This window comes from Bacillus thuringiensis (assembly GCF_001455345.1).
In the GTDB taxonomy this organism is placed as follows: domain Bacteria; phylum Bacillota; class Bacilli; order Bacillales; family Bacillaceae_G; genus Bacillus_A; species Bacillus_A thuringiensis_N.
Map to the genome: position 1 here is coordinate 1,264,281 of NZ_CP013274.1, position 16,091 is coordinate 1,280,371.

Here is a 16,091-nt window from a genome sequence, read left to right on the forward strand (position 1 = left end):
TCTTTCGGTAGTTTTTTTGTGAGCAATGAATTTTATATAAAAGAAGAAATTATATATAATGTAACTTTACGAATAGAAATTTATTAAATATGAAGTCTATATAAATAATGAAAGAATTGGATAAAAATAGTGGGAGAAGGTGAATGAATGAGTGTTTCTTCTATTGTAAATAAACAAAAGGAATATTTTTATAATGGCCATACGCGAAGTGTAGCAGTGAGAAAGAATAATTTGAAGAAGCTTTATGAAGGCATTCAGCGTTTTGAAGAAGAAATATTTCAGGCGTTGAAATTAGATTTAAATAAGTCAGTTCATGAGTCGTTTACAACGGAAGTTGGGTATGTATTAAAAGAAATTTCCTTTCAATTGAAGCATATTTCATCTTGGAGTAAACCAAAGCGAGTTCGAACAGCGCTCACTCATTTTGGATCAAAGGGGAAAGTAGTGCCCGAACCGTACGGTGTGACGCTTATTATTGCACCTTGGAACTATCCGTTTCAATTAGCAATTGCACCACTTGTAGGAGCGTTGGCAGCTGGAAATACAGTTGTTTTAAAGCCGTCAGAGTTAACGCCAAACGTTTCAAAAGTGCTTACGAGAATGTTAGAGGAATTATTCCCAGAAGAGCTTGTAGCGGTAGTAGAAGGCGGTGTAGAAGAGAGTACGGAATTGTTAAAGGAACCATTTGATTATATTTTCTTTACAGGTAGTGTCGGTGTTGGAAAAGTTGTGATGGAAGCTGCTGCGAAGCAGTTGACGCCACTTACGCTAGAACTTGGCGGAAAAAGTCCGTGTATTGTACATAAAGATGCGAAAATAGATGTAACAGCAAGACGAATTGTGTGGGGGAAGTTTTTAAATGCAGGGCAAACGTGTGTAGCCCCGGATTATATGTATGTGCATGCTTCCGTGAAAGAACAGTTAATCGAGGCATTACGACACGAAATTGCGGAGCAGTATGGCAAAGAGCCACTGCTTAATGATAATTACGTGCGAATTGTGAGTGAGCGTCATTTTGAACGATTATGTCGATTTTTACAAGATGGTCAAGTCGTAATTGGCGGGAACTATAAGAAAGATACATTACATATTGAACCGACAGTAGTAACGAACATTACATGGCAAGATGCGGTTATGGAAGATGAAATTTTTGGTCCGATTTTACCAATTGTAGAGTACGACAACATAGAAGAAGTAATTGACACAATTCAGCAACATCCAAAGCCATTAGCGTTATATGTATTTTCTGAAGATAAAGAAGTACAAAAGAAAGTGACGAGTAATATTTCATATGGCGGAGGCTGTATTAATGATGTTGTCTATCATCTTGCAACGCCATATTTACCTTTTGGGGGTGTCGGTAGTAGTGGATTAGGGAGTTATCATGGGGAAGAAAGTTTTCGGACTTTTTCACATTATAAAAGCATTTTAGCCCAATCTACGGCATTTGATATGAAAATTCGTTACTCTTCTACAAAAAGTGCTTTAAAATTCATACGAAAGTTGTTAAAATGATGATGGTGTTTATCAGTAGGCGTAGCCGTATGATAATAGCCCCTTCGCAATGGAAGGGGTTTTTCTGTTCGACGTTATGTATCGTGCGAAAATGAATCAAACATACTACATAAAGAATAGAAGCGAACGCTTGTTAAATAATCATTTTTGTTTGGATCGAAACAAAAAATAGTCTATAGAACATAAATATTTATTCATGAATATAAAAATTTAAATTTAAGGTAGATAGGACGGGAAAATGAAAAAGATTATTAAAGTTGAAGCAGTAGAAAAACATTTTGGAAATCAAGTGATTATCCCACCTCTTTCTTTAGATATTAAAGAAGGAGAATTTTTAACAATTTTAGGACCGAGTGGTTGCGGGAAAACGACGTTACTTCGTATGATCGCAGGTTTTGAAACTCCAACTAAAGGGAATCTTTTATTAGATGATGAAAAGATTAACGATTTGCCACCGTACAAGCGTCATATGAATTTAGTGTTCCAACATTATGCGCTATTCCCACATATGAATGTGGAGAAAAATATTTGTTTCGGTATGAAAATGCAGAAAGTACCGGCAGCAGAGCAGAAAGAGCGTGCTGAAGAGGCAATGCGTTTAACGCAGTTACTTGAGTTCCGTAATCGTAAACCTGCGAAGCTTTCTGGTGGACAGCAGCAGCGTGTAGCAATTGCGAGAGCGATTGTAAATAACCCGCGTGTATTATTACTAGATGAGCCACTTGGGGCGTTAGACTTTAAGTTAAGAAAAGACTTGCAACGTGAATTGAAAAACTTACAACGTAATTTAGGAATTACGTTCATATATGTAACTCACGATCAAGAAGAAGCGATGAGCATGAGTGATCGTATTGTCGTTATGAATAAAGGACATATTGAACAAATCGGAACGCCGAAAGAAATTTACAATAAGCCAAAAACGATGTTCGTTGCAACATTTATCGGTGAAAATAATATTGTGAAAAACGGGGAAGGCTATGTAGCAATTCGCCCTGAAAACGTAAAGGTACGTTCGGTTGAAGAGCCGATTTTAAAAGAATACCATCTTGGACATATTGAAGACATTGAGTTTGTTGGAAATATGGAAAAGCTGTATGTACGTGACGAGAAAACATCAGAATTACTAATGGCATATCAAACTGCTGAAGAAGCAACGCAGTGGAGCATTGGAGATAATGTATACGTAGGCTGGGAGCAAGAGGACGAGGTGACCTTAAATTGAAAAAAGGGAAATTACTCGCACTACCTACAGTCGCGTGGCTGTTAACCTTCTTCCTAATTCCCCTTCTGTTTGTATTGGCATTTGCCTTCATGCAGCGCGGAGCATATGGGACAGTGGAAATGCAATTTACATTAGAAAACATAGCACGTGTATTTGACCCATTATATATGGGGACGTTATGGGAAACAGTGAAAATTGCGGTTATTACCACAGTAATATGTTTACTGATTGGTTATCCATTTGCATATACAATTACAATTGTTGATCGCAAATATCGTTCGATTCTTTTATTATTGGCAACGATCCCGTTTTGGATTAACTTCCTTGTTCGGTCATACGCATGGATTGTTATTTTACGTTCACAAGGTCTTGTAAACACATTGCTATTGAAACTAGGTATTATTAGTGAACCTTTAAATTTACTATATAATACACCTTCTGTAATACTCGGAATGGTATATTCTTTATTACCATTTATGATTTTACCAGTGTATGCAGCGATTGAGCAGCTTGATAAGCGTAAGCTAGAAGCAGCTTATGATTTAGGGGCAACACCAGTAAAGGCATTTTGGAATGTTACAGTACCAATGACGATGTCAGGGATTGCTACGGGTTCTATTTTAGTGTTTGTTTCTTCTATCGGAATGTTTGTTGTATCAGACGTTATGGGTGGATCGAAAGTAGCATTAATCGGAAACGTAATTCAAAATCAATTCTTAGGAGCGCGTGATTGGCCGTTTGGATCTGCGTTATCTATGATTGTTGTTCTATTCTCTGTTCTGCTAATTTACTTATATTATCGTGCAACGAAAGTATATAAATATGATGGGAACGGAGGGGAATAGGCAAAGATGAAGAAGTTTTTAGTTTCTTATTCTTGGTTAATTTTATTGTTCTTGTATTTTCCAATGATGGTTTTAATGGTGTATTCCTTCAATGATTCTCGCATTAATGCGGAATGGGAAGGATTCACATTCCATTGGTATACAGATTTATTTCAAAAACAAGATGTTATTGATGCGTTTGTAAATAGTATGACGATTGCGGTCGTAACGACGATTGTAACGACTGTTCTTGGTGTGATTTTCGCAATTGCATTACATCGTTATAAATATCGTTATGAAGGTGCTATTAATGGTCTTGTGTATTTACCAATTTTAATTCCTGATATTTTAATGGGATTATCTTTACTTATTTTATTTAGTCAATTAGGTATGGAACTTGGTAAAACAACAATTATTATTGCACACATTACATTTAGTATTTCATTTGTTGTCGTTATTTTAGCAGCACGCCTTTCTGGTATGGGACGTGATTTAGAAGAGGCTGCGAATGATCTAGGAGCAACGCCGTGGCAAACGTTTCGTTATGTAACGTTCCCAGCAATTGCACCAGGAGTTATTTCAGCCGCATTATTAACATTCACATTATCAATTGATGATTTTGTAATTAGTTTCTTCGTATCAGGACCAGGATCAACAACATTGCCATTATACATTTACAGTATGGTTAAGCGCGGAGTATCACCAGAAATTAATGCACTTTCTACAATTTTAATTGTAGCTATCGTAGGATTAATGGTTCTATCTGAAATCTTCCGTAACAAAGGTGCAGATGGTGAAGAAAACTCTGGAGGACACCTTCCTTTATAATACGAACGATATAGAAAGTACGAGGGGGTAATAAACCGATGAAATTAATGAAAAGATTAGCCGGCGCGGCAATTAGCTTTAGCCTTGTTGCTGGTGTACTTGCTGGTTGTGGTGAAAAAAAAGAAGAGTTAAACATTTATAGCTGGGCTGACAATTTTGATGAGCAAGTGCTAAGAGATTTTGAAAAGAAATATAACGTGAAAGTTAACTATGATAAGTACGCAAGTAATGAAGAAATGCTTGCGAAATTACAAGCAGGTGGCGCGAAGTATGATTTAATTCAGCCGTCTGATTACATGGTTAAAACAATGGCCAAAATGGATTTATTAGCGCCGTTAGATAAAAAGAATATCCCGAATATCGAAAATATGGTTTCTAATTTCAAAACACCTGCGTTTGATCCAGAGAATAAGTATTCTTTAGTATATACTTGGGGCGTAACAGGTATTGCATACAATAAAAAGTATGTGAAGGAAGCACCTACAAGCTGGGCTGACCTATGGAACGAGAAATATAAAGGGCATGTAACTTTATTAAATGATTCTCGTGAAGTATTAGGAATGGGTCTTAAGAAGCATGGATTCTCAAACAGTACGAAAGACGATGCACAGTTAAAGACAGCAGCAACTGATTTACAGAAGCTACTTCCAAACTTATTAGCATTTGATACAGATAATATTAAACAAAAATTCATTACAGAAGATGCTTGGATCGGAACAGTTTGGTCTGGAGATGCAGCATTTATCGCAAAAGATAATAAAGATGTAGAGTACGTTGTACCAAAAGAAGGCGGCACAATTTGGGCTGATACGTTAGCAATTCCAAAAGGTGCAAAAAATAAAGAGCTTGCAGAGAAGTTTATGAACTACTTACTAGATGAGAAAGTAAGTGTGAAAAACTACGAGTCAATTGGATACAGTAATCCAAATGAAAAAGCTCATCCTCTTCATAGTAAAGAATATCGTGATAACCACATGATCTTCTTAACGAAAGAAGAATTAGATCGTACAGAATGGCTTGTTGATGTAGACGATAAGTTAAAAGACTATGATCGTTACTGGACAGAGTTAAAAACGAAAGGTAAATAAGTGAGGAAATGCGGTTTCTAAAGTAGAAATCGCATTTTTTCATAGTAGGAGGAAATCGTTTGAAGAAGAAGTTACATCAATATGAGGTAATGTGTATCGGTTTATTACTTGCTGTATTTGGCATTGTTGCTTGGCGTGTACATGCAGGTGGTGTTACAGTGATGGATACATATGTCCGCGGATTAGTGAAAGGATTACAAACAGAAGGTTCGCTTACATTTTTTTTATATTATACAAAATTAGGCTCTGCCATTGGTATTGTAACTGTGCTCGTTATAAGTTTACTTGTTTTTTGGAGGAAACATTATTATGCTGCGATGATCGTTTATCCAATGGGCATTTTAATCACACATCTTGTGAATAAAGGGATAAAAGAAATTATGAAAAGGGAGCGTCCGTCGTTAAATGAAGCGTTGGATGCACTTGGATATAGCTTTCCTAGTGGGCATGCAATGCTATCCATTATGACATTCGGGTTTCTCGCTTATATCATTGCAGCAAATTTGAAAAATGTAACGGGAAAATATGTTATGACGATTTTGCTGGGAGTAGTAATTATATCGATTGGATTAAGTAGAGTTATTTTAAATGTACATTATCCAACTGATATTTTAGCAGGTTATTGCGTAGGTGGTATTTTGTTAATTATGGCGATTTATTGCCATCGTTTACTTACTGAGAGATTGGGGCTTAATAAAGAAAGATAAAAAAACGTCTGGAAAAACTATCATTATAGTGTTTCCAGACGTTTTTTGTTTGCATGAAGATGTGATACAGTATAAATGACAATTGAATGATGTAAAGTAGGTGAAAATGTATGAAAACAAATGTACATAAAGTAGATAAGTGGGGAAAGTTAGGAGCTTTTTTGTATCAATTTCGTTATACAGTAATTGTAGTGTTAGTTTTACTTGCGGTAGCACTTGGGATTTTTGCTCCAAAGTTACCGGGAGTATTAGGCGGTGACGGTTTCCAAACAGAAGGGGACTATCAAAAAACGAAAGAAATTTTAGATAAAGATTTTAAGAGGTCCCAAGATACGCTCCTACTTGTTTTTGAAAAAAATAAGGGTATTTCATATGAGGAATTTCAAAAGCAAGTAGAGAGTATTGTAAAAAATGTACAAGAGAAAGAGACATATGAATCTTTCCATCATCCATCACAAAATAAAGACATGTTACAAGATGATATCGGCTATGCGACAATTTTATTTTCCGGGAAAACAAATAAGGAACGAATGGAAAAGACATTACAATTTGCTGATAAAATCGAAAAGGAAAGTAATGCGGCATTAAAAGTAACGCCTACAGGGTTTCCGAAAATTAACAAAGAGATTAATGAAAGAACGCAAAATGATTTAAAAGTAGCAGAGATGATTGGGTTACCAATTGCATTTCTCGTATTACTATTTTCATTCGGTAGCCTTTTGGCATCTATTTTACCAATTGTAAATGGGGCACTTAGTGTTATTAGTACGATGGGCATATTATACTTTATAGGTAGCGATAAGGAACTATCTATCTTTGTGTTAAATGTAGCACCGATGATCGGACTTGCGTTATCTATTGATTTTGCACTATTATTTGTAAATCGCTTTCGAGAGGAAGTTGCAAAGCGAACGGTAAAAGAAGCGATTGCAATTACATATCAGACAGCGGGGCGCGCGATCGTATTTTCAGGATTATGTGTATTTGTTGGGTTATCCGGTTTGTTCTTCTTTAAAATTGATTATATTCAGTCAGTCGCAATTAGCGGAATGATTGTTGTAATTATGAGTATTTTATTCTCACTCACACTTCTTCCAGCGTTATTATCATTAATTGGTAAACGAATATTAAAAAAGAATCAAGTAGCACATACGCCGGCAAAGGCGTGGCGTACATTTGCACAATTTGTAATGAAACATCCAATTGCGATGATTATTGTTGTTACAACATTTATTGTAATTTGCTTATTACCATTACGTACAGCTAATTTGCAGTTCCCTGACGTGGAAGCTCTACCTAAACAAAGTGATACAAGAATTGCATATGAAAAGTACGAAGAAGCATTTAATGAAACTGCAAAAACACATGCTGATGTTACATTAGTGGTAGAGACGAAAAAAGATATGAAAGAAAAAGAAAGTTTACAAAAGGTAGAAGAAGTCGTTCAAAAGTTAAAAGATGATAAGAAAGTATATGAAGTAAGAAGCATATACGACGGGTTAACTGGTATGAAAGCAGATCAAGTTGCTGGATTATTAGAGTCGCCAGAAGCAGCGAAACTAGCTCCTGTATTTGAAGCATATACGAAAGAGAATAAGACTACGATAGAAATCTTCTTGAAAACGAAACCGCGTACTGAAACTGCTAAACAGTGGGTTCGTGATTTTAAACAAAACTATAAAGAAATGAATGTTACGTATTATCTAGGCGGAATGACAACGTTCCAACAAGAGTTAGAAGATGAAATTAAAGATAAAGTTGCGATTGGTATGTCTGTTATATTTGGATCGACCTTCGTTATATTATTATTTGCATTTCGATCTATACTCATTCCGATTAAGGCGATTATTATGAATATACTTAGTTTAAGCGCAACAATTGGAATTGTTGTTTGGTTATTTGAAGGTGGACATTTTGGTTTAGAAGCGAGTCCAGTTCTATTTGTCTTACCAATCTTCATTTTCGGCCTCGTCTTTGGGCTTAGCATGGATTATGAAGTCTTTCTTATTTCGCGTATTCATGAACTATATGAAGAAACAGGAGATAATGATCAAGCAACGTTAGAAGGACTTGTGTCAACAAGTAGAATTATTACGTCCGCCGCATTAATTATGATAGTTGTTACCGGTGCGTTCGCCTTTACTGATATTTTACCAGTACGGCAAATGGGGCTTGGTGTTGCATTAGCGATATTCCTTGATGCAACAATTATTCGTCTTATGCTCGTACCAAGTTTAATGAAATTGTTTGGAGACTGGAACTGGTGGTTACCATTTCGAAAGAAAAAAGAAAAATCATCATAAAAAATACTCATCTATAAGATGAGTATTTTTTATGAATAGCAAGACCTACATTTTGCAAATAGTATGTGATAAGAACATTACATATTAAGTAGGTGAAGGCAATGTTTCGTTATTTTAAGTTTAAGTTAAATGATACAGTACAGTTTGCAGAAAACGATGGGCATATGTATCGCATTGTCGGTTATCGGTTAGAAAAAGGATTTTATCCAAAAGATGAATGGACTCATATCATTTATGAATTGCTTAGAGATTTTGATGGGTATACGATGGATGCGGAAGAAGAGGAACTTGTAAAGGTCATTCAAGTAGAGGATGAGTATTACAAAATACAAGAAGTATCGGGCTATCGTTATCCAGTAAAAATGAAGCAAAAACAACAAGTGATGAAAGTAGAAAAGATGGATGACTTATTAGATACGTATAATGACTATAAAAGACTGGCGGATTTCTTTAAAGATTTATCTTATGAACAAAAAGCGGAAGAAGTATTGCAGGAAATGAAAAGACGTAGAGCATGAGGGGGCAGTCTACTATAAGGCTGTCCTCTATTTTTGACGGTGCATCAAATTGTGTTTTCCGTTACAATGAGAGAATCAATAGAAATAAGGTGATACAGTATGGAAACGAAGAAAAAGGGCGAATGGTGCGAAATTACTGTTCCAGCGAAATGGAATGGTATAAGTATTGATTCGTTATTAAAAATAGAATGGGAAATACCGAAAAAGTTGTTACATCAGCTTCGTATGGAAAAAGGTGTTACCGTTAACGGGGAACAGAGAAGATGGAATGAGCTTTTAAAAGAAGGCGATAAGTTACAAGTTCATATGTTTATGGAGGAAGAATACGGTGTAGAGCCTGAATATGGTGAATTAGATGTAGTATATGAAGATGATCACGTACTCATTGTAAATAAGCCTGAGAAGATGGATACGCATCCTGCTGAAAAAGGTGGAACGGGAACACTTGCAAATCTTGTTGCTTTTCATTATCAAGTGCAAGGTTTAGAGACGAAGGTTCGTCATATTCATCGGTTAGATAAAGATACGACAGGTGGTGTCGTATTTGCTAAGCATAGAATTGCTGGTGCAATTATGGATCGTTTATTAATGGAACGAAAAATTAAAAGAACATATGCGGCGCTTGTGGAAGGGAAAGTAAAAAAGAAGCAAGGAACAATTGACGCAGCTATTGGAAGAGATCGCCATCATGCGACGAGACGACGTGTTTCTCCGAAGGGAGACCAAGCTATAACATATTATAAAGTAGAGAAGTATTTTAAAAACCAAAATGCTACGCTTGTCACGTTACAATTAGAAACAGGTAGAACGCATCAAATTCGTGTTCATATGAGCCATAACGGTAATCCGTTAGTTGGAGATGTATTATATGGTGGACAAACGAAATATATGTCGGGGCAAGCGTTACATGCGATGAAGATAAACTTCTTACATCCAATTACGAAAGAAGAAATTGAAGTTGATGTACCATTTCCTACGAAATTAAATAATACAATGAAGGAATTTCAAAGAATGAATGCATAAAGTGTAAGTTTAAATTTGAGAAAAGTAGATTTTTGCAGGATTTTCTCTAAAAGAAGCGAAGCCGTTAAGAGAAAAGAGAGGTGAGAATCACTTGATCAAATATAAATATATACTAGGAATATTTTTCGCTTGTCTTTTAGTTACTCTATGTCTCTATCCATATTTACCGAATCAGATGGCAGTACATTGGAATGAAAATGGTCGGCCGAATGAGTTTGTGAGTAAACAAATTGTTATAGCACTTATTCCTTGTCTTATTATTTTCTTACATGGATTGATGTATATTATTTCACATAATATATATAAGTTTAATGAAGACGAGCATGTCATTATAAGTGGATTTCTAAAGACGATTACTTTATTTATGTTGTTTATCCATATGCTCATTCTCTTTATTAATTTTGGAAGCATGATATCCTTTCAAACAGGACTAACAATTGGGATTAGTATGTTTCTTTTTATGCTTAGTAAGGCGTTTAAAAAAGTTCAGAGTACGGAAAAAGACCCAATCAAATTAAAAAAGATCCGTTTAGTGAGTAGGCGGATTTTTCAAGTGATGGCATGTAGTATATTGTTTTCATTGTTTTTGAACTTGAAATGGGGATTTTATGTGTTACTTAGCGTAATAAGTGGTGGTTCTATTTTGTTTATGTTCTATGCTTTATACTCATACATAATAGAAAGTTATGAAACGTAAAAAAGAGTCTTCTCATTATGGGAAGACTCTTTTAATCTATTTACTTCGTAATAAATTGTTGTGTCCAGTAGTTGCCGCTTTCTACATAGCCAACACCGATGTGAGTGAAGCCATTATTTAAGATGTTTGCACGGTGTCCAGCACTGTTCATCCAAGCTTGTACTACTTCTTCAGGTGTACGTTGGCCTTGAGCGATGTTTTCACCTGCAGATGTATAAGAAATACCAAATTTCTTCATCATGTCAAACGGAGACCCATATGTAGGGCTGTTATGATCAAAGTAGTTATTTTTTTGCATATCTTCAGATTTAATGCGTGCTACTTTGCTTAATTCAGTGTCGATTTTTAAAGCTGGTAAACCTTGTTTTGCACGCTCAGCGTTTGTTAATTCAACAACACGTTGTTCGAACTCGCTTAAAGATTTTGCTTCTTCAGCAGGCTTTTGCTCAGCAGGTTTTTGTTCAGCAGGTTTTTGAGTATTGTTGTTTTCAGCAGGCTTTTGAGCTTCTGGTTTTTGAACTTCTTCAGCAGGCTTTTGCTCGGCCGGTTTTTGCTCAGCAGGCTTTTGAGTTTCTGGCTTAGCTGTTGGTTGCTCAGTTACAACATTTTCAGTAGGTTGTTGACCAGGAATAATGCAATTTGGTTGGAAGTTTCCTTGTTGCCATTGTGCTAATGACTCAACGCCCATAGATTGTAAGAATGCTTGTAATTCTTGTTGGCTCATTTGTTTCATCATTACTTTTGAATGCTGAATATTTTGAACCTTGATATTAGATGGTTGTACTGTTGCAGCTTGTGCATCTAAAGAAGATACTCCTAAAGTAAGAGCTGTTGCAGCAGCTACAGATAATAAAACACGCTTTTTCATGATGTGTGTCCCCCTATATAAAGTTTTAATTTGTTTTCACACGATTTGTTTTTGACAGCCTGTCTGACTGACAAATTCATCGTAGCACACAATTTACGAGAAAAAAGATGGAAAAAAATTCATAGACTTTAAAATTACCTAATTTATCCTAAGGAGAGGAAAGAGGAGAAATAAGAGAAACATAGAGTATAAAAGGAATTTTCAGCATTTTTATACTTGGTTTTAAGAGTGGTTTTTTGGATAAATCTACCTATGTTAAAAATGAGGAATCCCATTGTATCAATGGTTTGAGCATTTTTTTGAGGAATATAATGGATTGATTTTTACAAAACTGTAATGTTTCTGTTGTTCTTTTTTATAATAAAGTAACATATTTTTAATGTTGTAGCGGACAAAAAAGCGGCTATCTCTTTACATAGACGAAGGAGATAGCCGTTTTCCTATTATTACGTATGTTACGAGTTATTACGAGTTGGTTTCAATTGCTTCTAATAGTAAATCTACAATGTGAATTCCTCTCATTTTATGAGAAAGACCTTCACGCTCAATACCTAGTTTCATTTGTAATAGACAACCTGGATTTGCAGTAACGATGGTTGCTGCGTCTGTTTCATGTACACGGTCCATTTTGTAATCTAGAAATTCCATTGATAACTCTGAATGAACAATATTGTAAATACCAGCAGAACCACAGCAGCGGTCCGCATCTTTCATTTCACGGTATGTTGCGCCTTGAATTGCTTCTAATAACATACGAGGTTCAGAAGATGTTCGCATAACATTGCGTAAGTGACAAGAGTCTTGATACGTAATGATTTGCGGCGTGAGTCGTAAGTCGTTTCGTTTATGGAAATCTAGTTCTACTAAAATAGCAGTAATATCTTTAATTTTAGAAACAAACTGCTTTGCACGTTCAGCCCACTGTGGATCATCTTTTAAAAGATAATCGTAGTCTACGAGGTAAGCTCCACAACCACCAGCATTCGTAATAATATAGTCGATGTTTAAATCTTCAAATGCTTTTATATTGCGTTTCGCTAATTCTTTTGCTCCACTTTTCTCACCAGCATGCCCATGTAATGCCCCGCAGCAACTTTGTGTTTTCGGAATAACGATATCACAACCGGCTAACTGAAGAAGTTTCATCGTTGCGTTATTTGTTTCTAAAAACATCGTATCCATTAAACAACCTGCGAAGAATGCAACTTGTTTCTTCTTTGTACTTTCAGCAGGTAAAAATTCAGGACGATCTTTCATTGCTTTCATTTTAGGGACTTTTGGTAAAACAAGATCCATCGTTGCAAGTGTTTCAGGGAATAACTTCATAATCCCTGTTTTATGTGTTAGCGTTTGTAAACCAGAACGCTGATAAAATCCAATTAATCCTGTTAATGTTCTCATTCGATTTTGATGCGGGAATAGTCCTTCAAACACGACTTTACGAACAGCTCTCACTGGCATTGAGAACTTTTTATTTTGATTAATAATATCACGAGCTTCTTCTAATAAATGGCCATAATTCACACCAGATGGACAAACAGATTCACAAGCACGGCAGCCAAGGCAAACGTTTAATGTGTTTTCAACATCTTCATCTGGCTCAATTAAACCGTCAACGACCGCTTTCATTAATGCGATACGTCCTCGTGGTGAATGTGATTCTTTATATCCAGATTGAATGTAAGTAGGGCAAGTTGGTAAACAGAAACCGCATCGCATACAATTTAGTAGTTCGTCTTCACTTAATCGTTCTTTAAATTCTTTTTGAATGTTTTCTTTATTTAATGTTGTCATCGCTCAACCACCACTCTTTTGCGAGTGTCCTTCGCGAACATCTTTCCTGGATTCATAATGTTATTTGGATCGAAGGCTTGTTTAATTCCCTGCATAGCAGCAATACCTTCTTTACCTAATTTCATTTCTAAATACGGAGCTTTCATCGCGCCAACACCATGTTCACCAGTGATCGTGCCACCAAGTTCGATTGCTTTCGCAAATATTTCAGCAAAAGCTTGTTCAGCTCGGTGCATTTCTTCTTCGTTGCGAGCATCTGTCATACAAGTTGGGTGTAGGTTGCCATCGCCAGCATGCCCAAACGTACAAATAGGAATATTATATTTTTTGGCAATGGCATTAATAGCTTCAACCATCGGAGCAATCTGTGAGCGTGGTACTGTTGCATCTTCTAATATTGTAGTAGGCTTTAATCTTGCAAGTGCTGATAGTGCACTACGACGAGCCGTCCGAAGTGCATCTGCTTCCGCTTCATCTTTTGCAACGCGAACATCGACCGCGTTCATAGAGCGGCAAACGTTAGCCATTTTTTCAATATCGCGATTGACAACTTCAGGTGGACCATCTTGTTCAATTAATAAGATTGCTTTTACATCAGTTGGTAAACCGATTTGTGCAAATTCTTCTACTACTTCAATTGTCGGCTGATCTAAAAACTCAAGTGTCGCTGGAATGATTTTATTTGCAATAATAGAAGAAACAGCACGTGCAGCTTCGTTAATATCTTCATATAGTGCAAGCATCGTTTTCTTTGTTTCAGGCATAGGAACGAGTTTTAATATGGCTTCAGTTACGACGCCAAGCGTTCCTTCAGAACCAATAAATAAACGAGTTAAATCGTAACCAGCTACATCTTTTGCTAATTTACCACCAGTACAAATAATATCGCCATTTGGTAGGACAAGTTCAAGACCCATCACATAATCACGTGTTACGCCATATTTTAATCCGCGTAATCCACCTGAGTTTTCATTAATGTTACCGCCGATTGTAGAAATTTTCATCGAACTTGGATCTGGTGGATAAAATAAACCTTTTTCTTCTACCGCTTTAATAATATCAAGCGTAATAACACCAGCTTGTACAGTAATTGTTAAATTCTCTTCATCAATTTCTAAAATGTTATTCATATGGCGGAAGATAAGGACGATACCGCCTTCAAGTGGACATGTCCCTGCGCAAAGATTTGTTCCAGAACCACGAACATATACAGGAATTTTGTGAGTGTTACATACTTTTAACACCTCAGCTACTTCATTTGTATTACGAGGAGCAATGACTGCATCAGGCATCGCTTGGAAGTTTGGAGTGGCATCATAACTATACGTTAAACGCCCCATATTGGATGTATCTACATTATCTTCGCCAACAATGGATACGAATGAATGAATAATTTGCTTTTCTAACATTGGAAATCCCCCTCAAACTGTTAACGTAATGAGTCATAATAAAAAACGTTGTCACAGTGCTTTCATTATAATGATAAAAAAGTCGGGGGATTCTTTCTATGTATGATCATCTAAAGATTAATCTATTTTATCGTTCTTTTTTGTTTGATTATCCAATAAAAGGAGCGAGAAGTATAAAATATTTAAGTCCTTGAATTCTTTCGGGTCAAGTCCTGTAAGCTCATCAATCTTTTTAAGCCTGTAATGCAATGTGTTAATGTGTATGTGTAATTGCTTCGCTGTTTGTTTATAGGATTGGTTATAATCGATAAATAAGCGTAAAGTGTGCATAAGCTCAGGCGATGATAGTATGTTTTCGATGGTGCGCCTTAGAAACTGTTCCCGCGTTTCAGCAGAAATATCTTGTAAGCACATTTCTAAACGTAAATCTTCATTAAATACAATTTTTTTCGTTTCAAGTGATACGGAAAGAGCTTGTAATGCTTGTTCGTATGATAAGTTCATATTGTTTGGCGTAACGGATTGTCCAATCCCGATATATAAAGGAATAGAAAATAAAGTTTCACAGTCTTGTTTTAATCGTTTTAAAAATTGATACGTTTGCTCTTTGGAGTTTGTGGCTGTAAATAAAATAAATCGATCATTTCCCCAGCGAACAAATAGGTGTTCCTTTGTTAATAGATTGCGTACGTGTTGCCAAATCTTACGCTGAAGCATCGTGTCATTTTGATCGATAGAGAACAAAATAAGTTGTTTCTTCTTATATAAATCAATACTAAGTGTTTTTGCGCGATCGAGAAAGCTTGGAGACCAGTCTATATTTTGAAGCCAATCAAAGACAAATGCTTCATAAGAACGGTGTTCAAGTTCTAGTTGTTCTAAAAAGTAGTTTTCATGAATGAGTAGTTCGGTCATTTTACGTAATATTTCTCCGTATTGTGAAATGTTTTCAGGTTCGCCTGTAATTCCAATGACACCAATGACTTCGTCATGGAATAGTAAAGGGAGGTTCATACCGGCCTTTACGCCATGCAAACGTCGCTCATCATCTTTTGTAATAATGACAGTTTTCTTTTGTTTCGCACAGCGGAGTGCGCCTTCATGAAATTGGCCGATTCTTTCTATATCTGTACTTGCGATAATGACGCCTTGTATATTAATGATAATGATATTTTCTTTAATTAGTCTGCGTACTTCTCGTACAATTTTATTCGCTAAATCAGGAAAAAGCATAATTTGCACACCTCAAATTCTATTTGTTGTACATTATATATGTAAATGAAGTAAGAAAGGGA

At 36.0% G+C, this 16,091-nt stretch carries 14 protein-coding genes; 10 read left to right on the forward strand and 4 right to left on the reverse strand.

Translation table 11 applies throughout. The features are described from left to right. Window positions 1–147 precede the first annotated feature (147 nt). The 10 genes from ATN06_RS06720 (at window position 148) to ATN06_RS06765 (ending at window position 10,725) form a co-directional block, all read left to right on the forward strand. Window positions 148–1,515 (forward strand): aldehyde dehydrogenase, encoded by a 1,368-nt coding sequence (locus tag ATN06_RS06720; RefSeq protein WP_060630026.1) that lies wholly within the window; start codon window positions 148–150, stop codon window positions 1,513–1,515. 238 nt (window positions 1,516–1,753) lie between these two features. After that, window positions 1,754–2,737, forward strand: coding sequence for a spermidine/putrescine ABC transporter ATP-binding protein PotA (potA, locus tag ATN06_RS06725; RefSeq protein ID WP_060630027.1), 984 nt, complete (start codon window positions 1,754–1,756; stop codon window positions 2,735–2,737). Next, the gene (potB, locus tag ATN06_RS06730; protein WP_060630028.1) at window positions 2,734–3,582 is read left to right on the forward strand and encodes a spermidine/putrescine ABC transporter permease PotB; all 849 of its coding nucleotides are present in this window, start codon (window positions 2,734–2,736) and stop codon (window positions 3,580–3,582) included. Before potA ends, potB begins: the two co-directional genes overlap by 4 nt. Before the next feature lie 6 nt (window positions 3,583–3,588). Then, the gene (potC, locus tag ATN06_RS06735) at window positions 3,589–4,389 is read left to right on the forward strand and encodes a spermidine/putrescine ABC transporter permease PotC (RefSeq protein WP_000714205.1); all 801 of its coding nucleotides are present in this window, start codon (window positions 3,589–3,591) and stop codon (window positions 4,387–4,389) included. Window positions 4,390–4,427: 38 nt separating this feature from the next. Further along, window positions 4,428–5,477 carry a spermidine/putrescine ABC transporter substrate-binding protein PotD gene (gene potD / locus ATN06_RS06740; RefSeq protein WP_000772504.1) on the forward strand — a complete coding sequence of 350 codons (1,050 nt, stop codon included), beginning with the start codon at window positions 4,428–4,430 and terminating at the stop codon, window positions 5,475–5,477. Between the two features lie 59 nt (window positions 5,478–5,536). Then, on the forward strand, window positions 5,537–6,184 hold the full coding sequence (locus tag ATN06_RS06745; protein WP_060630029.1) for a phosphatase PAP2 family protein: 648 nt from the start codon (window positions 5,537–5,539) through the stop codon (window positions 6,182–6,184). 110 nt (window positions 6,185–6,294) lie between these two features. Next, window positions 6,295–8,487 carry an MMPL family transporter gene (locus tag ATN06_RS06750; protein ID WP_060630030.1) on the forward strand — a complete coding sequence of 731 codons (2,193 nt, stop codon included), beginning with the start codon at window positions 6,295–6,297 and terminating at the stop codon, window positions 8,485–8,487. Window positions 8,488–8,588: 101 nt separating this feature from the next. Next, entirely contained in the window at window positions 8,589–9,005 is a 417-nt protein-coding gene (locus ATN06_RS06755) for a hypothetical protein (protein WP_060630031.1), read from the forward strand. Window positions 9,006–9,104: 99 nt separating this feature from the next. Further along, window positions 9,105–10,028, forward strand: coding sequence for an RluA family pseudouridine synthase (locus ATN06_RS06760; protein WP_060630032.1), 924 nt, complete (start codon window positions 9,105–9,107; stop codon window positions 10,026–10,028). A 91-nt stretch (window positions 10,029–10,119) separates the two neighbouring features. Beyond that, complete coding sequence (locus tag ATN06_RS06765; protein WP_060630033.1) at window positions 10,120–10,725, forward strand: DUF1648 domain-containing protein; 606 nt, start codon at window positions 10,120–10,122, stop codon at window positions 10,723–10,725. A gap of 40 nt (window positions 10,726–10,765) precedes the next feature. Here the strand turns inward: ATN06_RS06765 and ATN06_RS06770 are convergent, their stop codons facing one another. From ATN06_RS06770 to ATN06_RS06785, 4 genes are all read right to left on the reverse strand, one after another. Further along, window positions 10,766–11,593 carry a CAP domain-containing protein gene (locus ATN06_RS06770; protein ID WP_000747582.1) on the reverse strand — a complete coding sequence of 276 codons (828 nt, stop codon included), beginning with the start codon at window positions 11,591–11,593 and terminating at the stop codon, window positions 10,766–10,768. A gap of 465 nt (window positions 11,594–12,058) precedes the next feature. Further along, window positions 12,059–13,387, reverse strand: coding sequence for a (Fe-S)-binding protein (locus tag ATN06_RS06775; RefSeq protein WP_060630034.1), 1,329 nt, complete (start codon window positions 13,385–13,387; stop codon window positions 12,059–12,061). Next, on the reverse strand, window positions 13,384–14,796 hold the full coding sequence (gene glcD, locus ATN06_RS06780; RefSeq protein ID WP_060630035.1) for a glycolate oxidase subunit GlcD: 1,413 nt from the start codon (window positions 14,794–14,796) through the stop codon (window positions 13,384–13,386). Before glcD ends, ATN06_RS06775 begins: the two co-directional genes overlap by 4 nt. A gap of 117 nt (window positions 14,797–14,913) precedes the next feature. Next, a complete protein-coding gene (locus ATN06_RS06785) occupies window positions 14,914–16,029 on the reverse strand; it encodes a CdaR family transcriptional regulator (protein ID WP_060630036.1) in 1,116 nt (371 codons plus the stop codon). Window positions 16,030–16,091 lie beyond the last annotated feature (62 nt).